At 67.8% G+C, this 17,783-nt stretch carries 20 protein-coding genes and 1 tRNA gene; 8 read left to right on the top strand and 13 right to left on the bottom strand.

Annotated elements, in window-relative coordinates; translation table 11 throughout:
• Positions 1 to 85: 85 nt before the first annotated feature.
• The 3 genes from clpA to FZN60_RS16010 form a co-directional block, all read right to left on the bottom strand.
• The gene (gene clpA / locus FZN60_RS16020) at positions 86 to 2,635 is read right to left on the bottom strand and encodes an ATP-dependent Clp protease ATP-binding subunit ClpA (protein WP_158874507.1); all 2,550 of its coding nucleotides are present in this window, start codon (positions 2,633 to 2,635) and stop codon (positions 86 to 88) included.
• Between the two features lie 8 nt (positions 2,636 to 2,643).
• Positions 2,644 to 2,985 carry an ATP-dependent Clp protease adapter ClpS gene (gene clpS, locus FZN60_RS16015; RefSeq protein ID WP_158874506.1) on the bottom strand — a complete coding sequence of 114 codons (342 nt, stop codon included), beginning with the start codon at positions 2,983 to 2,985 and terminating at the stop codon, positions 2,644 to 2,646.
• A 237-nt stretch (positions 2,986 to 3,222) separates the two neighbouring features.
• Complete coding sequence (locus tag FZN60_RS16010; RefSeq protein ID WP_158874505.1) at positions 3,223 to 3,615, bottom strand: phasin family protein; 393 nt, start codon at positions 3,613 to 3,615, stop codon at positions 3,223 to 3,225.
• A gap of 310 nt (positions 3,616 to 3,925) precedes the next feature.
• Here FZN60_RS16010 and FZN60_RS16005 point away from each other — a divergent pair, with 310 nt between their 5' ends.
• Positions 3,926 to 5,425: a serine hydrolase gene (locus FZN60_RS16005; protein WP_422570232.1), complete on the top strand. Its 1,500-nt coding sequence runs from the start codon at positions 3,926 to 3,928 to the stop codon at positions 5,423 to 5,425.
• Positions 5,426 to 5,636: 211 nt separating this feature from the next.
• On the opposite strand, the gene FZN60_RS16000 is transcribed toward FZN60_RS16005, so the two are convergent.
• The 4 genes from FZN60_RS16000 to FZN60_RS28655 all read right to left on the bottom strand — a co-directional run bounded on the left by FZN60_RS16000 (position 5,637) and on the right by FZN60_RS28655 (position 7,765).
• Positions 5,637 to 6,341 (bottom strand): DnaJ domain-containing protein, encoded by a 705-nt coding sequence (locus tag FZN60_RS16000; protein WP_246726862.1) that lies wholly within the window; start codon positions 6,339 to 6,341, stop codon positions 5,637 to 5,639.
• Complete coding sequence (locus tag FZN60_RS15995) at positions 6,338 to 7,057, bottom strand: VWA domain-containing protein (protein WP_199266575.1); 720 nt, start codon at positions 7,055 to 7,057, stop codon at positions 6,338 to 6,340. The genes FZN60_RS16000 and FZN60_RS15995 overlap by 4 nt, the downstream gene beginning before the upstream one ends.
• Positions 7,058 to 7,128: 71 nt before the next feature.
• Positions 7,129 to 7,563 carry a DUF1489 family protein gene (locus FZN60_RS15990; protein ID WP_158874503.1) on the bottom strand — a complete coding sequence of 145 codons (435 nt, stop codon included), beginning with the start codon at positions 7,561 to 7,563 and terminating at the stop codon, positions 7,129 to 7,131.
• Between the two features lie 52 nt (positions 7,564 to 7,615).
• Positions 7,616 to 7,765, bottom strand: a complete 150-nt coding sequence (locus FZN60_RS28655; protein ID WP_199266574.1) for a hypothetical protein — start codon at positions 7,763 to 7,765, stop codon at positions 7,616 to 7,618.
• Positions 7,766 to 7,942: 177 nt separating this feature from the next.
• Between FZN60_RS28655 and FZN60_RS15985 the strand changes: the two genes are divergently transcribed.
• Both FZN60_RS15985 and FZN60_RS15980 read left to right on the top strand, forming a co-directional pair.
• Positions 7,943 to 8,659 carry a DUF599 domain-containing protein gene (locus FZN60_RS15985; protein WP_158874502.1) on the top strand — a complete coding sequence of 239 codons (717 nt, stop codon included), beginning with the start codon at positions 7,943 to 7,945 and terminating at the stop codon, positions 8,657 to 8,659.
• Positions 8,656 to 8,922 (top strand): DUF3253 domain-containing protein, encoded by a 267-nt coding sequence (locus FZN60_RS15980; RefSeq protein ID WP_158874501.1) that lies wholly within the window; start codon positions 8,656 to 8,658, stop codon positions 8,920 to 8,922. The genes FZN60_RS15985 and FZN60_RS15980 overlap by 4 nt, the downstream gene beginning before the upstream one ends.
• On the opposite strand, the gene FZN60_RS15975 is transcribed toward FZN60_RS15980, so the two are convergent.
• Both FZN60_RS15975 and FZN60_RS15970 read right to left on the bottom strand, forming a co-directional pair.
• The gene (locus tag FZN60_RS15975) at positions 8,883 to 9,713 is read right to left on the bottom strand and encodes a YdcF family protein (RefSeq protein ID WP_158874500.1); all 831 of its coding nucleotides are present in this window, start codon (positions 9,711 to 9,713) and stop codon (positions 8,883 to 8,885) included. The two genes, FZN60_RS15980 and FZN60_RS15975, sit on opposite strands and share 40 nt — an antisense overlap.
• Before the next feature lie 13 nt (positions 9,714 to 9,726).
• Complete coding sequence (locus FZN60_RS15970; RefSeq protein WP_158874499.1) at positions 9,727 to 10,557, bottom strand: aldo/keto reductase; 831 nt, start codon at positions 10,555 to 10,557, stop codon at positions 9,727 to 9,729.
• A gap of 94 nt (positions 10,558 to 10,651) precedes the next feature.
• Here FZN60_RS15970 and FZN60_RS15965 point away from each other — a divergent pair, with 94 nt between their 5' ends.
• Complete coding sequence (locus FZN60_RS15965) at positions 10,652 to 11,614, top strand: heparan-alpha-glucosaminide N-acetyltransferase (protein ID WP_246726861.1); 963 nt, start codon at positions 10,652 to 10,654, stop codon at positions 11,612 to 11,614.
• Between the two features lie 6 nt (positions 11,615 to 11,620).
• Here FZN60_RS15965 and FZN60_RS15960 read toward each other — a convergent pair whose 3' ends face one another.
• The 3 genes from FZN60_RS15960 to FZN60_RS15950 form a co-directional block, all read right to left on the bottom strand.
• Positions 11,621 to 12,019, bottom strand: a complete 399-nt coding sequence (locus FZN60_RS15960; RefSeq protein WP_158874498.1) for a MerR family transcriptional regulator — start codon at positions 12,017 to 12,019, stop codon at positions 11,621 to 11,623.
• A 92-nt stretch (positions 12,020 to 12,111) separates the two neighbouring features.
• A complete protein-coding gene (gene mgtE, locus FZN60_RS15955) occupies positions 12,112 to 13,527 on the bottom strand; it encodes a magnesium transporter (protein ID WP_158874497.1) in 1,416 nt (471 codons plus the stop codon).
• 145 nt (positions 13,528 to 13,672) lie between these two features.
• A tRNA-Leu gene (locus tag FZN60_RS15950) sits at positions 13,673 to 13,757 on the bottom strand.
• A 143-nt stretch (positions 13,758 to 13,900) separates the two neighbouring features.
• Between FZN60_RS15950 and lipB the strand changes: the two genes are divergently transcribed.
• Complete coding sequence (lipB, locus tag FZN60_RS15945) at positions 13,901 to 14,638, top strand: lipoyl(octanoyl) transferase LipB (protein ID WP_158874496.1); 738 nt, start codon at positions 13,901 to 13,903, stop codon at positions 14,636 to 14,638.
• 4 nt (positions 14,639 to 14,642) lie between these two features.
• Here the strand turns inward: lipB and FZN60_RS15940 are convergent, their stop codons facing one another.
• Entirely contained in the window at positions 14,643 to 15,596 is a 954-nt protein-coding gene (locus FZN60_RS15940; RefSeq protein WP_158874495.1) for a DMT family transporter, read from the bottom strand.
• A gap of 62 nt (positions 15,597 to 15,658) precedes the next feature.
• Here FZN60_RS15940 and FZN60_RS15935 point away from each other — a divergent pair, with 62 nt between their 5' ends.
• The 3 genes from FZN60_RS15935 to FZN60_RS15925 all read left to right on the top strand — a co-directional run bounded on the left by FZN60_RS15935 (position 15,659) and on the right by FZN60_RS15925 (position 17,767).
• Entirely contained in the window at positions 15,659 to 16,099 is a 441-nt protein-coding gene (locus tag FZN60_RS15935) for a YaiI/YqxD family protein (RefSeq protein ID WP_158874494.1), read from the top strand.
• Positions 16,100 to 16,175: 76 nt separating this feature from the next.
• Positions 16,176 to 16,985 (top strand): cytochrome b/b6 domain-containing protein, encoded by an 810-nt coding sequence (locus FZN60_RS15930; RefSeq protein WP_158874493.1) that lies wholly within the window; start codon positions 16,176 to 16,178, stop codon positions 16,983 to 16,985.
• Positions 16,982 to 17,767: a molybdopterin-dependent oxidoreductase gene (locus tag FZN60_RS15925; RefSeq protein WP_158874492.1), complete on the top strand. Its 786-nt coding sequence runs from the start codon at positions 16,982 to 16,984 to the stop codon at positions 17,765 to 17,767. Before FZN60_RS15930 ends, FZN60_RS15925 begins: the two co-directional genes overlap by 4 nt.
• The last annotated feature ends 16 nt before the right edge of the window (positions 17,768 to 17,783 follow it).

Here is a 17,783-nt window from a genome sequence, read left to right as displayed (position 1 = left end):
CTGCCCCCGCCGGGTCCCCTCGACCCTGAAACGAAACCGCCCCCCGATCGGCGGGGGGCGGTTCCTTCAATCCGATTTCGTCGGATCAGTGAAGTCGGCGCGGAACCTTCGGGACGGTGCCGCCCCGCTTGCCGCCGTTCTTCTCGCCCGTGGTCTCGGGCGCGGCGGAGGACTCCTCGGCCTCGGTGCCGGCGCGCAGCGAGGCTTCCGCCTCCGGCGCGTCGTCGTCGCTCTCGACGTCGTCCTCGTCCTCGTCGATCTCGTCGTCGTCCTCGATCTCCGAGCCGTCGGAGGCGACCGCCGCGAGCTTGCGACCCTTGGCGCCCTTGGGCTTGGGCGGAACCTCGTCGGCGATCGTCTCCAGGACGATCCGCTTCTCGCCGTTCTCGCCCTCGGCGATCGTCACCTTGACGGTGCCGCCGCGCTTGAGCTTGCCGAAGAGCACCTCGTCCGCCAGCGGCTTCTTGATGTGCTCCTGGATGACGCGGCCGAGCGGACGCGCGCCCATGTGCTCGTCGTAGCCTTTCTCGGCGAGCCAGGTGATCGCCTCCGGCGACAGCTCGAAGGTAACGCCCCGCTCGGACAGCTGGGCCTCGAGCTGCATGACGAACTTCTCGACCACCTGGTGGATCACCGGCGTCGGCAGCGGGCCGAAGGGGATGATCGCATCGAGGCGGTTGCGGAACTCCGGCGTGAACAGGCGGTTGATCGCCTCCTCGTCCGCGCCCGTCCGCTTGGAGGAGCCGAAGCCGATCGCGGCCCGGGCCATCTCGGAGGCGCCCGCATTCGTCGTCATGATCAGGATGACGTTGCGGAAGTCGATGCGCTTGCCGTTGTGGTCCGTCAGCTTCCCGTGGTCCATGACCTGAAGCAGGATGTTGAACAGGTCCGGATGGGCCTTCTCGATCTCGTCGAGGAGGAGCACGCAATGCGGATGCTGGTCGACGCCGTCGGTCAGGAGGCCGCCCTGGTCGAAGCCGACATAGCCCGGAGGGGCGCCGATCAGCCGCGAGACGGTGTGCCGCTCCATGTACTCCGACATGTCGAAGCGCAGGAGCTCGACGCCGAGCGTGGATGCGAGCTGGCGCGCCACCTCCGTCTTGCCGACGCCCGTCGGGCCGGAGAAGAGATAGGAGCCGATCGGCTTGTCTGGCTCGCGCAGCCCAGCCCGGGCGAGCTTGATCGCCGAGGTCAGCGCCTCGATCGCCGCGTCCTGGCCGTAGACCACCCGCTTCAAGGATTCGGAGAGGTTCGAGAGAACCATCTCGTCGTCCTTGGAAACGGACTTGGGCGGGATGCGCGCCATGCTGGCGATCGTCGCCTCGATCTCCTTGACGCCGATCTGCTTCTTCCGCTTGGCCTCGGGCAGGAGCATCTGCGAGGCGCCGGTCTCGTCGATCACGTCGATCGCCTTGTCCGGCAGCTTGCGGTCGTTGATGTAGCGCGCCGACAGCTCCACCGCCGAGCGGATGGCGTCGTTCGTGTACTTCACCGAGTGGAAGTCCTCGAAATAGGGCTTGAGGCCCTTGAGGATCGCGAAGGCGTCCTCGATCGAGGGCTCCTTGACGTCGATCTTCTGGAACCGGCGCACGAGCGCGCGGTCCTTCTCGAAGAACTGCCGGTACTCCTTGTAGGTGGTCGAGCCGATGCAGCGGATCGCGCCGGAAGAGAGCGCGGGCTTCAGGAGGTTCGACGCGTCCATCGCCCCGCCCGACGTCGCGCCGGCGCCGATCACCGTGTGGATCTCGTCGATGAACAGGACGGCGCCCGGGTACTCCTCGAGCTCCTTCACGACCTGCTTCAGCCGCTCCTCGAAGTCGCCGCGGTAGCGCGTCCCGGCGAGAAGCGTGCCCATGTCGAGCGAGAAGATCGTGGCGTCGGCCAGCACTTCCGGAACGTCGCCCTCGACGATCCGCTTGGCGAGACCTTCGGCGATCGCCGTCTTGCCGACACCCGGATCACCCACGTAGAGCGGGTTGTTCTTGGAGCGGCGGCAGAGGACCTGGATCGTCCGGTTGATCTCCTCGGCGCGTCCGATGAGCGGGTCGATCTTGCCCGACCGCGACTTCTCGTTGAGATTCACGCAATAGGCGCTGAGAGCGTCCTGCGCGGTCTTGCGCTTGCCTTCGTCCTCGGTTCCCACGGTCGACTGCTCGTCTTCGGCGCCGCGCACCGGCCGTGACTCCGAGCCGCCGGGCCGCTTGGAGATGCCGTGAGAGATGAAGTTGACCGCGTCGTAACGGGTCATCTCCTGTTCCTGCAGGAAGAAGGCCGCGTGGCTCTCGCGCTCGGCGAAGATGGCCACGAGCACGTTGGCGCCCGTCACCTCTTCCCGGCCCGACGACTGGACGTGAATCACCGCGCGTTGAATGACGCGGTGGAAGCCGGCCGTCGGCTTGGAATCCTCGTTGTGGCCGGTGACGAGGTTGGCGAGTTCGGTATCGATGTATTCCGTCAGCGACGCGCGCAGCGAGTCCAGGTTGACGCTGCAGCCTTTCATCACGGCTGCCGCGTCCTTGTCTTCGACGAGGGCGAGCAGCAGGTGCTCAAGCGTCGCGAATTCCTGATGCCGGTCGTTGGCGAAGGTCAGCGCCTGATGGAGGGATTTCTCCAGACTTTGTGAAAATGTCGGCAAGCTTCACCTCAATTCTTTTCCATCACGCATTGCAGCGGATGTTGATGCTGGCGGGCGAAATCCATGACCTGCGTGACCTTCGTCTCCGCGACCTCGTAGGTATAGGTGCCGCACTCGCCAACCCCGTGGTTGTGCACATGCAGCATGATGCGGGTGGCTGCCTCCCGGTCCTTCTGGAAGAACCGCTCGAGCACGTGAATGACGAATTCCATCGGGGTGTAATCGTCGTTCAGAAGCAGCACCCTGTAAAGGCTCGGCTTCTTCGTTTTGGGCTTCGTGCGGGTGATCACCGAGGTGTTGCGGTCGGTATCGCCGTCGTTCGGTCCGCCCGCCTGGCCACCCTTGGCCATCCTCCGGTCCACCGTCCCTCGCACGTCGTTCTGTCCTGGTGCCGCCGTCATCATGTGAACCGTATGTATGTGCCCGTCCGGGGAATTTAAGACGCTGAAAAGTCGCGGTGATCGACGGGCCGGCCGGAAGCCTGGATCCGGCCGATCCAATCGCCCAACGCAAGAAAGGCCCGGAACCTGAGTTCCGAGCCTTCCGCAAACTTCGCCGCCCCGCAAGGGGGAAGCGCATGAGGCCGATCAGGCGGCCTGCTGGAACGCCTCGTCCGCCTGAGCGGCGGCCTTGCGGCCGTACTCGGTCGCGGAGTTCGCGGCCTTGGAGAAGGTCGCCTCGAAGGGCTTGTAGGTCTCCTTGGCGATGTCGGCATAGATCTCGCCGATGCGGGTCGCCTGGGCGATCCAGGCCTGGTAGGCCGAGGCGGCGTACTCGTTCTGGACCTCGATCACCTTCTCGACGCTGCGCGCCTGGACGAGCTTCTCGAGCATCTGGGCAGAGCTCTCGTAGGAGCGCTTGGTGAAGTCCGAGGTCTCCGTCGCGATCTGCTGAAAGCCCTTGGTGACCGCGCTGAAGGACTTCATCGCGTTGTCGGCGGCTTCCTTGCTGATCTGGTTCGCGTCTTCGTAGGCAGCCATGGTGACACTCCCTTCTTTGATTGGAACTGGAGCGCTGGCGCTCCGACCGATTGTTGGTCGCCACCTATTTATTGCACTGCACAATGAAATTCAACAGTGCTGCGGTGCAATATGGATGGGCGTCCAACGTCTGGCGTACCGTGGGCTTCGTCTCGTGGACAGTTCGGCAACCATAAACGGATTGGTAAGCGCACGGGGATAGCGTGGAATCCACGGAAACATCACTGCGCCGCCGCAATTTGGCGCGCCTTGTGAGGCTTTAGGAGCACGCCTCCAGATGCCTCGGAAGAGTCAGCGAAAGAGTAGCCTCGTGCGAAAGCCCCTACCCCGTCTCAGGTCCGCTCTCTTCTCGGTTACGAAAAGCCTCGGCATCGTCGCGCTCGGCTTCGGTTTGGCGACGCAGGTGCCGGGTGTCGCCTCGGCGAACCCGAAGTACGCGGCCTTCGTGATCGACGCGAACAACGGCCGGGTGCTCTACGAGGAGGACGCGGACGACTACCGCTATCCCGCCTCGCTAACGAAGATGATGACCCTCTACATGACCTTCGAGGCGCTGGAGCAGGGCCGCGTCCGCCTCGACTCGGCCATGCCGGTCTCCGCCTACGCCGCCGGCCGTCCGCCGTCCAAGCTGGGCATGAAGCCGGGCTCGACGCTGAGCGTCGAGGACGCCATCAAGGGCCTCGTCACCAAGTCGGCCAACGACGCCTCGGTGGTTCTCGCCGAGTTCCTCGCCGGTTCGGAAGACCGCTTCGCCTCGGCCATGACGCAGAAGGCCCGCCGCATCGGCATGTCGAAGACGACGTTCCGCAACGCCAACGGCCTGCCCGACGACGGCCAGCGCACGACGGCCCGCGACATGGCGACGCTCGGCATCGCGCTGCGCGAGCATTTCCCGCAATATTACAAGTACTTCTCGACCCGCTCCTATTCGTTCCGCGGGCGCACCGTGAACGGTCACAACCGCGTCCTCGACCGGGTGAAGGGCGTCGACGGCATCAAGACCGGCTACATCCGGGCGTCCGGCTTCAACCTCGTCTCCTCCGTGGTTCGCGGCGACAAGAAGCTCGTGGCCGTGGTGATGGGCGGCCGCTCGGGCCGCTCGCGCGACGATCACATGGTCGAGCTCCTGACGCGCTACCTGCCAGCGGCGAGCTCCTCGCCCAAGGCCGGCCAGCTCGTCGCCTCCGCGCCCGCCACGCTCGGCGGCCCGCCGGCCACCGCCGCGAGCGCCGTCGGCGTCGCGACGCTCGCCAGCATCCCGGTTCCGGGCTCACGTCCGATGGAAGCTCTGTCGCCCGCCTCGATCGATCAGCGCGTGGCCATGGCCTACGGCACCTCGGCTGCCGACGCGGTTTCGGCGATGCCGGTGCCCAACGAGCGGCCGCTGATGGGCCGCGACGCGCTGCGGGCCGCGCTCGTCGAAGAGCGGCCGGCGGTCGGCGGCCTGCAGGTGCCGACGGCGCAGCCGCTGCCGCGCGAGCGCCGCACCCCGGCAGCCGCGGTTACCGGTGGCTCCGATCTCGATCCGACCACGACCGGGGTGGTCGCGGCGCGCGAGTCGAGCCCGTCCTCGGCCTGGGTGATCCAAATCGCCGCCTCTCCGAGCCGCGAGCAGGCGCTGGAGATGCTGGCCGAGGCCAAGGCCAAGGCCGGCCTGCGCTCCGCCGAGCCCTTCACGGAGAGCGTCGGAAACGGATCGTCGAAGCTCTACCGCGCCCGCTTCGCCGGCTTCCAGACCAAGGACGAAGCCTGGAGCGCCTGCGCCAGCCTGAAGAAGAAGTCCTACTCCTGCTACGCCGTCGCGAACTGACGCGACCCTGAACCTCGAAGGGATCGGCCGAAGCCGCCCGTCCCTTCCTCAGCTTCAAGACCCTTCCCGCCTTCGTTCGACGACCCGGCAGCCGAAGCGATCCACGGATCGCGCGGTTCTTCGCCCGGGCGAGCGGACCATCGCGTCCATCCGACGGACGCGGCTTTCAATCTCCAGGCGCCGAGCGCCACCTTGTACCGTGTTGCTGGAGTTAAACGTGTCGGTCGACCAGAACAGCCTTGGCCTCGTTGACGCGCGCCGCGAGGCGGTGCGTCCCGCCGTGATCGGGATGCACCCGCTTCATCAGGCGGCGATGGGCCTCGCGGATGTCCGCCAGGGTCGCTCCCGGCTCAAGGCCAAGGACCTCGTAGGCCTCCTGCTCACTCATGGGGCGCGCGCCTGGCGCGCCTCCCAGCCTGTCGCCCGCGTCCGCCTTCGCGTCGGCACGCCGGCCGGGCGAACGGCGGTCAAGATACGCTTCAAGTAGCCGCAGGCTGTCGGCGTCGGCCGCGACTTCGCTCCGCAGCGCCTCCAGGGCCGCTTCGTCCAGCTCGGACAGACGCGCGCCGTGAAACGTCCCTGACAGAACCGGGCCGTCCATCGCGCCGGTATCGTGATCGAGCGTCATGTCGAGGTAGCTGGATCGCACGTTGGATGTGGACTCCAGCCCAGCCTCGGCCGCCCGGCTGCGGTTGGTCGCGCGGACTCGGCCGAGCCATGCCAGACCGAAGCCGAGAAGCGGCATCCCCACGGCGCCCCGTCCGAGCAGCGTCGCGATGCCGCCGGCGGCGATCAGGGCCGTCGGCGCGGCGATCCGGAGTACCTGGGCCGCCCGTTCCGGCGGAACCGACAAGGCGAGCCGAAGCCCGGCCAGCGCGATAGCCGCGAAAACGAGAAGGCCGGCGACGATCGTCACCGTCCCCCGCCTCCGCCGTTCATCTGCGCCAGGAGCAGTCGAGCCTCGCGGCTTCCTTCGCGCTCGAGCGCGGGACGGCCGTCGGCGGCGAAGGCCGCGACCGCGCGGAGGAGATTGCGCAGGGATTCGGCGGCCGAACCGTCGAAACGCGCGTAGGCGCCCCGGCTCAGGCGGGCGGCCTCGCGGTAGGTCCGCTCCGCCACGCGGTCGCGACCTTCCTGGAACATGAAGCACGGAACGCCCAGAAGGCCGAGCTCGCCTGCGGTGGCGCAGAGATCGTCCGCCTGCTCCTCCATGGCGTCGCCGACGAAGACCAGAGCCGCGACCTTCTCTGCCGAAGCCTGCTTGCGGGCGTGCTGCAGGACACGCCCGATCTGCGTATGGCCGCCTCGGCAATCAATCGTCGTCATGATGTCTCGTAGCCGCGCCGAGTCGAGGCTCCAGCGGGATGCTCGACATTCGGAGAGCCCGCGGAAGTAGACGAGCTGCACCGCGAGCCGGCCGCTGCCGCCCGCCGCGTCGAACATCTCGGCCTGGAGGGCGCAGGCTCGGTCCCAAGTCGGCTGACGGCTCATGGTGGCGTCGAGCCCGAAGATCAGGCGCCCGGCCGCGCTTCCGCTGGCCTCGACGTGCTTCAGGAACGCCGCCACCTCTTCGCGCGGCGATCGCCCGACGCTGGGCACGCGGGAACGATTGTGACTGATCTCGCCGGCCATGCCCGAACCTCCCGACCTGTTGGGGAGGATGTGGGAACGGACGGGACTTTAAGAAAGGTGGCGTGCCCGCGTCAAAGAAGGCCGAGGCCGGCCAGTTCGCGCATCAGCTCGGGCGGCAGCCCCGAGCCGAGCCGGTCGCCGTCGATGTCGGCCGGCCGATCGTCATGCTCGAGATAGCGCCATCCCTGAAACGGCCGCCGCGGCGCCCAGTCCGTCGCGGTGAACTCCGGCTCGAGCACGATCTGGCAGCGCGCGATGCCGTCCGCGTCGGTGACGGGCCGCAGATCCAGAATGCGCTGTCGTACCTGCACGTGCCCCTTGATCACCCAGTAGAGCGACCCGCCGTCGAGGATGTCGACGTTTCGCTTGGGAAACATGCGGGTGGTGTGGATCTGCTCGAAGGGACGCTTGGCGGCGCGTGCGGCCTCGCGCCGCTCGCCGACCCATTCGCGCAGATCGTCGATCGTATCGACCCCAACGCAGAGCTTGATCATGTGGAGAGGCATGAGGCGCGTCCTGGCGCAGAGGCGCCGCGCCCGTCAAGCGCGGCAGATGGCGTCAGCGGGACGCGGTCGCCTGCGGCAAGGCCAGCTCGGCCTCGCGATGCTCGGCGTCGGTGAAGAGGAAGCCGACCGCCAGAGCCAGGCAGAACGCGCCGATGGCCCAGGCCGCGACGGACCAGCATGACCGAGCAGCGGTTTCTTCCATGGACGGCTTCCTGTTAATGGCTGTGGCGGCAACATCGGCTTCGGCCGCGCCGAGCCCGCCTCTCTATCCCTCAAGTCGCGCCCGCTCAACCACGTTCCTCTCGATGCTGTGGATTATGCCTCTTCCTTCACCGCTCGTTCACGAGTCGTCGCGTCCGCTCGAAGCCGGAGGTGCGAGGTGAACTTCGGGCTCGGCGACGGCTTCGCCCTGGCGCTCTTCCTGGGGCTCTGGGTTTTCTACAACTGGTTCACGGATTACGGCCCGTGGTCGCAGCGCGGCCTCAGCCAAGCCATGCGACGGCAGCGACAGCGTTGGATGAAGGTCCTCCTCCTGCGCGACCTGCGCATGATCGACACCGCCATCATGACCGGCCTCCAGCAAGGCACCGGCTTCTTCGCATCGAGCTGCATCTTCGCCATCGGCGGATGCTTCGCGCTTCTCGGCTCGGCGGATCGCATCGCGCAGATCTCGGCCGACCTGCCCTTCCAGGAGCCGCTCGACCGGCGGCTGGTGGAAATGAAGCTGCTCGGCCTCGTGGTGATCTTCGCCTACGCCTTCTTCAAGTTCGCCTGGTCCTACCGCCTGTTCAACTACTGCTCGATCCTGATCGGCGCGATTCCGATGCGCGCCGAGGCGCAGGCCGATCCCGAGCGGGCCGAGCGGGCGGTCCGGCGGGCGGCCGAGCTGAATGCCCTTGCGGCGCAGCACTTCAACGCGGGGCTGCGCGCCATCTTCTTCGCCCTCGCCTATCTTGGCTGGTTCCTTGGCCCCGGCTTCCTGGTCGCCACGACCCTCCTCGTTCTCGGCATCGTCGGCCACCGCCAGTTCTTCTCCTCGGCCCGGGCCGCGGTGATCGACGGCGAGGACGACGAACACGGAGGAGATCCGCGATGAGCGAAAACGTCCGGCAGGCGATCCTCGACGCGCTCGCGGCTCAGAGCCAAGGCCGGTCGATCGACCCGACCGCGGTCGCCCGGTCCATCGCGGGCTCGGACGAACGGCTTTGGAGCCGGCTGATGGCACCGATCCGGGCCGAGGCCGTTCGTCTCGCCGAGGAAGGGCGGCTCGTGATCGTGCGGAAGAACCGCCCGGTCGATCCTCGCGCCTTCAAGGGGGTCTACAGGCTCCGCGCGCCCGAGCCGTCATCGGAGGACTGAGGCCCGGGAAAGAGCTCGGGAATGCGGCCAGTCCACCAATAGGCGGCAAGGCCGAGGCCCTCGCGCACGGAAAGCTGAACCTTCTCGATGTTCCGGGTGACGAAGGTCGACGGCCGCCAGATCGTGGGGCCTGCCGGGGTCCGGTAGTCGACGGGATACGGCACGACGTCGAAGCCGGCAGCCCGGAAGCAGCCGACCGAGCGGGGCATGTGGAAGGCGGAGGTGACGAGGAGCCAGGTCTCGCCCGGCTGCGGGCTGGCGATCTCGCGCGAATAGACCGCGTTCTCCGCCGTGTTGCGCGCCCGGTCTTCGAGGATGAGGCGGTCCGGCTCCAGGCCGAGACTCTCGAAGAAGTCCCGCGCCATGTCGGTCTCGGGAATGTCCTCCTGCAGGATCGCCGCCACGCCGCCGGTGAAGAGCACCCGCGCGTCCGGATAGCGCCGCGCGAGCACCATGGCTTCCGTCATGCGGTCTGCCGCCTCGTTCAGCTCGTCGACGCCCCGGGTCCGGCCGACGCGCGTGTCGACGGCCCCGCCGAGGACGACGATGCCGGCGATCCGGTCCGGCAGCGTCTCGGGCCGCGGGAAGCGGTTCTCGAGCTGCGCCAGCATCACGAGCCCCAGCGGCGAAAGCGCGATGACGGCGAGGATGATCACCGCGCCTCCGCCCGCCGTCCAGGCCGAGCGGCGCCAGCCGACCATGGCGAGGAGCCCGGCAAGGACGAAGAGGAAAAGCACGAGGACGATCGGCTGGAGGAGATAGCCGAGGATCTTGGACAGGACGAAGAACATGAACGGCGCCGCGTCAGACGCGATCCCAGACGGGCGCGAACGAGGGATCGACGAGCCGCTTGCGCCGGCCCGTCATCGCAGAGATCGCCGCGTGCTCCTGCGCCGTCAGCTCGAAGTCGAAGACGCCGAGGTTCTCCGCGAGGCGTTCCGCCTTCGACGTGCGCGGGATCGCGCCGACGCCGTCCTGCTGCACCTCCCAGCGCAGGACCACCTGCGCCGGCGTCCTGCCGTGGGCGCGCGCGGCGGCGACCACGGGCTCGCTCGTCAGCACCTCGCCGCCCTGGCCGACCGGCGAATAGGCGATGGTCGCCATACCGTGGCGCCGGCAGGCGTCGATGATCGCATCCTGTGACAGAAGGGGATGATACTCGACCTGGTTGCAGGCGAGCTTTCGCGGCGACAGGTGAGCCGCCTCGTCCACCATGGTGGACGTAAAGTTGGCGACGCCGATGTGGCGGGTCAGCCCGTCCTCGGCGGCCCGGTTGAGTCCGGCGATCGAGTCCTCCAGCGGCACGTCGGCATTGGGCCAGTGGATCAGCAGGAGGTCGACCGGACCGATGCCGATCCTGTCGATCGAGCCGCGGGCCGATTCGACCAGCTTGTCGGCAGCGATGTCGGTCCACCAGACCTTCGTGGTCACGAAGAGCTCGTCGCGACCGAGCCCGCTTCGGCGTATGCCTTCGCCGACTGCGTCTTCGTTGCCGTACATCGCCGCCGTGTCGATGTGCCGATAACCGGCCGCGATGGCCTTCACCACCATGTCCGCGCAGGCCTCGCCCTTCAGCGTCCAGGTTCCCAGTCCGATGGCCGGAATGGCGGCGCCGTTGGCATCGATGACGATCATGCAGTTCGACCTTTCCGCTGCGGCGCCCCGTGTTGCACCGCGTTGTCGCCGCCGAAGATAGGCGCTACGCACGGTCGGCAACCAGGAGATCGCCGTGTCCGAGATCGCCAACCCGTCGCAGCGCGGTCGAATCGACGCCATCGACCTCGCCCGCTTCGCCGCTCTCGTCGCCATGGCGGTCTATCACTTCACCTGGGATCTCGAATTCTTCGGCTACGTCGCGCGCGGCACCACGGGCCAGGGCGGCTGGCGCCTCTTCGCCCGCGCCATCGCGTCGAGCTTCCTGTTCCTGGCCGGCGTCAGCCTCGTCCTGGCGCACGGCCGAGAGATCCGCTGGCGGCCCTTCTGGACCCGATGGCTGCAGGTCGCGGGCGGCGCGGCGGCGATCACGGTCGCGACCTACTTCGCGACGCCCGGGAGCTTCGTCTTCTTCGGCATCCTCCACGAGATCGCCGTGGCGAGCCTCGTCGCGCTGCTGTTCCTTCGCCTGCCCTGGTTCGTCACGGCGCTCGCGGCGGCGGCGGTTCTCGCGCTCCCGCACTTCGTCGCGCTGCCTGCTCTGAACACGCGCTGGCTCGCTTGGATCGGCCTCTTCGAGCGCCCACCGATCTCCAACGATTTCGTCCCGGTCTTTCCCTGGCTCGGCGCGGTGCTGCTCGGCGTTGCCGCGGGGCGGCTCGCGACGGACCATCGGCTCTGGGACCGGCTCCGAGGCTTGAACCCCCGCCTCGCCCGCGCCGCGCCGCTGACCTGGCTCGGGCGGCACACGCTGCTCTTCTACCTGCTGCACCAGCCTCTGCTGATGGCCGTCGTCTGGCTGGCGACTCAGGTCGCGCCGCCCGACCTGTCGGCGCGCTTCCAGGACGATTGCCGCCGGCAGTGCCTCGCCTCGCAGAGCGAAGCCTTGTGCGCGAACTATTGCGGCTGCGCGGAGCGCGAGCTGGACGCGCGCGGGATCATGGACAGCGTGATGGCGGGAGCCGGCGAGCAGAGCGCGCGCGACGCCCTGGAGGAAGTCGTCCGGCTCTGCTCGTTCGAGGCGCTCGACCCGCAGTGAGGCCGATCAGCCGTCGACCTTGGGCGCGACGCCGAGTTCGGCCATCCGCGTGAGGCAGGCCTCCTCGGCGGAGTCGAGCTCGCCGAGCAGCTCCTCGATGTCGCGGCGCTTCTGCTCGAGCTGCTCGCGCTTCTCGTGGACGCGCCGGACGATCGCACGCAGCTGACCGGCCTCGCCCGGCGGGCTGCGATACATCTGCATGATCTCGCGGATCTCGGCGATCGAGAAGCCGAGGCGCTTGCCGCGCAGGATGTTCTTCAGAAGCTGCCGGTCGCTCTGCCGGAACAGTCGCGTGCGACCGCGCCGGATCGGCGAGATCAGCCCCTCGTCCTCGTAGAAGCGGATCGTGCGTGTGGAGACGTCGAACTCCCGCGTGACTTCGGTGATCGTGTAGTAGTCGCGCATCCTACTCGAAACCGCTCCGGCGCCGACAATCGGGTTCCTGCATGATGCCAGATTGACGTAAAAGTCAAAGTGATTTGGTCAGCCAACCATGATCAATGGACGCCGAACCACCAGGTCGCCAGACCGAGAAAGGCGAAGAAGCCGACGACGTCGGTCACGGCGGTGACGAAGACCGCCGAGGACACGGCCGGATCGGCCCCGAAGCGATCGAGCGTGAGCGGGATGAGAATGCCCGCCAGCGCCGCCACGATCATGTTGACGACCATGGCGCAGGCGATGATGCCGCCGATGTCGACGCTGGAGAACCAGAGACCGGCGACGGTCCCGATCAGGACCGCGAAGACGACGCCGTTGATCGCGCCGACGCCGAGCTCGCGCCGGATGATTCGCGCCGAATTGCGGAAGTCGAGGTTGCGCGTGGCGAGCGCGCGCACGGTGACCGTCATGGTCTGCGATCCCGCATTGCCGCCCATGCCGGCGACGATCGGCATCAGCACCGCCAGCGCGACGATCTGCTGGATCGTGGCGTCGAAGAGCTCGATCACCGTGGCCGCGAGGAAGGCCGTCACGAGATTGACCGCGAGCCACGGCACGCGCGAGCGCGAGGTCCGCAGCACCTTGTCCGACAGTTCCTCGTCGCCGACGCCGCCGAGACGCCGGATGTCCTCCTCCGCCTCCTGCTGGACGATGTCGATCACGTCGTCGACCGTCAGCACGCCGACGAGGCGATCGTTCGAATCGACCACGGCTGCCGAGAGCAGGTCGTACTGCTCGATGATCTGCGCGGCCTCTTCCTGGTCCATCTCGGCCGGGATCGCGTGCCGCGTCTCGTGCATGATGTCTTCGATCTTCTCCGGCCGCTTGGCCCGGAGAATCCGGTCGAGGTCGACGGCGCCCAGGAGCTTGAAGGCGGGATCGATGACGAAGATCTGCGCGAAGCTTTCCGGCAGATCCTCGTCCTCGCGCATGTAGTCGATCGTCTGGCCGACCGTCCAAAAGGGCGGCACGGCGACGAACTCGGTCTGCATGCGCCGGCCGGCGGTTTCTTCCGGATAGTCCAGCGAGCGCCGCAGCCGGATCCGCTCGCGGAACGGCAGCTTCTCAAGGACCTCGCGCCGGTCCTCCTCGTCGAGGTCCTCGAGGATGTAGACGGCGTCGTCCGAGTCGAGCTCGCGCAGCGCCTGCGCGATCTTGTCGTTCGGCATGGCGTCGACGATCGACATGCGGATCGCTTCGTCGACCTCGGTCAGCGCCGTGTAGTCGAAGGCGTCGCCCATGAGGCGGACGAGTTCCTGGCGCTGGTCGTTCTCCAGCTCCTCCAGGAGGTCGCCCAGCTCCGATTCGTGGAGATGGCCGATCGTGTCCTTGAGGTAGGACTCGTCGCGGCTCTCGATCGCCTCCTCGACCTTTTCGAGGAATTCCGAGGCGACGGCGCCTTCGTCGTCGTAGATTTCCGATTCGGGCTCGGGTGCGGCAGGAGGTTCGCGGCGAAGCTCTTCGTCGGTCATCCGCCCCTCCTGTTCGGACTTTGCGCGCGGCGCTGCCATGACATAGTGGCGCGGCTAAAGAAAGCGCGAACGCGCCCGATCGACTTTCGCCGCGGGCTGCCCAGCATCGTCAGAGGAAAGATCCGCCTCAGGCGGAGAAAAAGGCTGGTGCGGTCGAGAAGACTCGAACTTCCACGGGTTGCCCCACAGCGACCTCAACGCTGCGCGTCTACCAATTCCGCCACGACCGCACGCCGTGTGCCGGGAGCTCGTCGCCGCCGGTGGAAGGGCGTGTAACAAGTCTGTTGCAGGCGCACAAGTCTCCTTTTGCGCTCGCGGGAGGAAAGTTGGGACGACGCTTTCGCGAGGCTGGTGCGGGGGTTAGAAGCGTTCCATGGACAGCCCCTCCACCCAGCATCGAATGGCCACCGAAACCACGGCGTTCCGGCCTGCACCCGGCAGCCCATCGGTCTCCTGGGTGATCCGCGACGGCCTGACGCCCTACGAGGAATCGCTCGGCTTCATGGAGGCCAGGGTCGAGGCGATCGCGTCGGGGGCGGCGCCGGAGACGGTGCTCCTGGTGGAACATCCCCCGCTCTACACCGCCGGCACCAGCGCCCGGGCGGAAGACCTTCTGGGCGTCTCGCCCTTTCCCGTCTTCGCGGCGGGGCGTGGCGGGCAATACACCTATCACGGCCCCGGCCAGCGCGTGGCCTACGTGATGCTCGACCTTCATCGCCGCCGGCCGGACGTGCGCGCCTTCGTGGCGGCGCTGGAGGCCTGGATCATCGGGACGCTGGCGGAATTCCAGGTCCGGGGCGAGCGGCGCGAGGATCGCGTCGGCGTGTGGGTCGCCCGGCCCGAGCGCCCGCCCCTGCCGGACGGCTCGCCGGCCGAGGACAAGATCGCGGCGATCGGCATCCGGCTGCGCAAGTGGGTGACGTTCCACGGCATCTCGCTGAACGTCGATCCGGACCTGTCGCACTTCGGCGGCATCGTGCCCTGCGGAATCCGCGGCGGCTACGGTGTCACGAGCCTCGCCGATCTCGGCATTCTCGTCTCGATGCCGGAGGTCGACACGCTCCTGCGCCGGAACTTCGAGAACGTTTTCGGCCCCACGGTCGACGGCTGAAACGTCAGCGCTCGGCGGCGTTGGTGGGCGCACGGCGCGCGATCAGGCGCTCGCGATGGAAGATGTAGGCGCCCGAGCCGACGATGATCGCGATGCCGAGCCATTTCAGCGTGTCGGGGAAGCTGCCGAACACGACGTATCCCAGGATCACGGCCGAGACGATCTCGGCATAGGCGAAGGGCGCGAGCGTCGAGGCCGGCGCCAGCCGGAAGGCTTGCGCGAAGAGCGTGTGCCCCACGAGGCCGACGATTCCCGTGGCGAGGAAGATCAACCAGGTGTCCAGGCGCGTGGGGAAGGTCAGGCTCAATTCCTTCACGTCCAGAGCCGAGCCGACGACCATCAGGAGCGCCAGCGCGACCGTGCCGCCGATGCCGCCGAAGACGTGCATCGCCAGGGCCGAGCCGGTGTCCGCGAGAAGACGGCTGAGGATCGAGTAGACCGCGATGCACACGGCGCAGAGAACGGGAAGCACCGCGATGAAGCCGAGATCCGCGAAGCTCGGTCGGATGATCAGCATGGCGCCGCCGAAACCGACGCCCACCGCGACGGCGCGCCGCCAGCCCACCGTTTCGCCGAGAATCACGGCGGAGAGCACCGTCACGAGCATGGGCTCGACGAAGAAGATCGCGGTCGTGTCGGCGAGCGGCATGAAGCGCAGCGCCGCGAAGAAGAAGACGCCGCCGATGCCGAGAAGCGCGCCGCGCAGGAGGTGAAGCCCGAGCCGGCGCACCTTCAGCGCCCGCGGACCTTCGGTGATCAGAAGCAGCGGCAGCATGTAGAGCGCCTGCTGGACGAGACGGATGAGCGACACCTCGCCGGGCGACACGCCGTGCTCGGTCACGAGGATCTTGGCGAGCGCGTCCAGAACGGGGATGATGAGCGCGCCGATCAGCATCAGCAGGATGCCGCGCGACACTTCGGCGGAGCTGTTCTCGACGGCGCGCGCGGCGATGGCCATCGGTCGCCCTCCTCCCGATTCAAAGATGCGCTTCGTTCTAGTGGAGGCTACTGGGAAACACCATGACGCAGCTCTTCGTCGATGCCGACGCCTGCCCCGTGAAGGACGAAGCGATCGAGATCGCCCTTCGCCACGGCTGGTCTGCGGTGCTCGTCTCCAACGGCGGCATGCGCCCGTCGCGTTATCCCGGCGCGCGGATCGTGACCGTGCCGAGCGGTGCGGACGCGGCCGACGACTGGATCGTCGAGGCCTGCGGGGCCGAGGACGCGGTGATCACGGCCGACATTCCGCTCGCCGCCCGCGCTCTGGAAAAGGGCGCGCGGGTGCTCGGCCCGTCCGGCCGACCCTTCACGCCCGAGTCGATCGGCCAGGCGCTTTCGATGCGCGCCTTCTCCCAGCACCTGCGCGAAACCGGCGAGTCGAAGGGCTACAATGCGGCCTTCACGCCCGCCGATCGCTCGCGCTTCCGCCAGGCCCTCGATCAGCTGCTGCGACGATCCTGACCGGCGAAAGGCTGTATCCCGCGCGCTCCGCCTTACGTAGCTCGCGATATGGGGCAACCACGGCGGGAGGCGCGACATGGCGCGAAACGTGACCGAGTTGGTTTATCGGCAAAGGCTGCCGACGCGGCTGACCCATTGGGCCTGGGCCGTCTGCCTGTTCTTCCTGCTCCTGTCGGGCCTGCAGATCTTCATGGCGCGACCGGACCTTTATATCGGGCAGCAGTCCGGCTTCGCCTTCGACAACGCCATTCTCTCGATCGGCGCCACCATGGACGGCGCGACGATGAAGGCGCGGACGGTGCTGTTCGGCCATAGCTTCGACACGACCGGGTGGCTCGGGGCGATCTGGGAGGATGGCGACCTCCAGCCGAAGACGTTTCCCTCCTGGCTGACCATCCCCGGCTATCGGGACCTCGCCACGGGGCGCGTGGTCCATTTCTTCTTCGCCTGGGGGCTCGTCTTCGTTCTCGCGCTCTGGCTCGTCGCGAGCCTCGCCAACGGCCATGTCCGCGACCTCGTGCCGTCGCGCCGCGACTGGCGCGGCCTGCCGCGCGACGTCCTCGACCACCTCCGCCTGCGCCTGTCGCACGGGCGCCGCTACGGGGCCCTGCAGAAGCTCTCCTACGCCCTGATCCTCTTCCTGGTGCTGCCGCTGATGATCCTGACGGGCCTCACCATGTCGCCGGGCTTCAACGCCTTCATGCCGTGGACACTCGACCTCTTCGGCGGACGGCAAACCGCGCGGACGCTGCACTTCCTGCTGATGCTCGTCCTCGTCGGCTTCACCGCCGTGCACCTCGCCATGGTGCTCCTCGCCGGGCCCTTCAACGAGCTGCGCTCGATGATCACCGGCTGGTACCGCGCCGATCCGGAGTCCGAACGATGATGCGCCTGCTTCTGTCCCGCCGCCGCTTCCTCACGGGTGCCGCGGTGTCCGCCTCGACGATGCCGCTCGCCGGCTGCTTCGATTCGCTCGGCCAGCGCGACGGAACGGCGCGCGGCGTGATGGAATCGGCCGAGTGGCTGACCTACCGCGTCCAGCGCTGGATGCTGGGCAGCGACTCGCTCGCCCGGGAATATGCCGAGAGTGAGATCCGCCAGCCGCAGCGCCCGAACGGCACGACGAATCCTCAGGACGCCGACTACCGGCGCCTCGTCGCGGATGGATTTGCCGGCTATCGTCTCGGCGTGTCCGGCATGGTGGCGCGACCGGGGAGCTTCTCGCTGGACGAGATCCGCGCCATGCCCGGACGGACCCAGATCACGCGGCACGACTGCGTCGAAGGCTGGAGCTGCATCGCCAAGTGGACCGGCGTGCCGCTCGCGAGCGTGCTCGACGCCGTCGGCGTCGCCCCCACGGCGCGCTTCGTCGTATTCGACTGCTTCGACACGATGGAGAACGGCTTCACCGGCCCGGTGAGATACTACGAGTCGATCGACATGGCGGACGCTCGCCATCCCCAGACGATCCTCGCCTATGGCTGCAACGACCAGCCGCTTTCGGTGGCCAACGGTGCGCCGCTGCGCCTGCGCGTCGAGCGGCAGCTCGGCTACAAGATGGCGAAATACGTCCGGGCGATCACCGTCACCGATACCCTCGCCGGCTTCGGCGAAGGCGGCGGCGGCTACTGGGAAGACCGCGGCTACGAATGGTTCGCGGGGATCTGACGAAACGATCGCCGAG

This window comes from Antarcticirhabdus aurantiaca (assembly GCF_009765365.1).
Taxonomy (GTDB): domain Bacteria; phylum Pseudomonadota; class Alphaproteobacteria; order Rhizobiales; family Rhizobiaceae; genus Antarcticirhabdus; species Antarcticirhabdus aurantiaca.
This window is presented reverse-complemented; position numbering and strand designations above follow the sequence as displayed.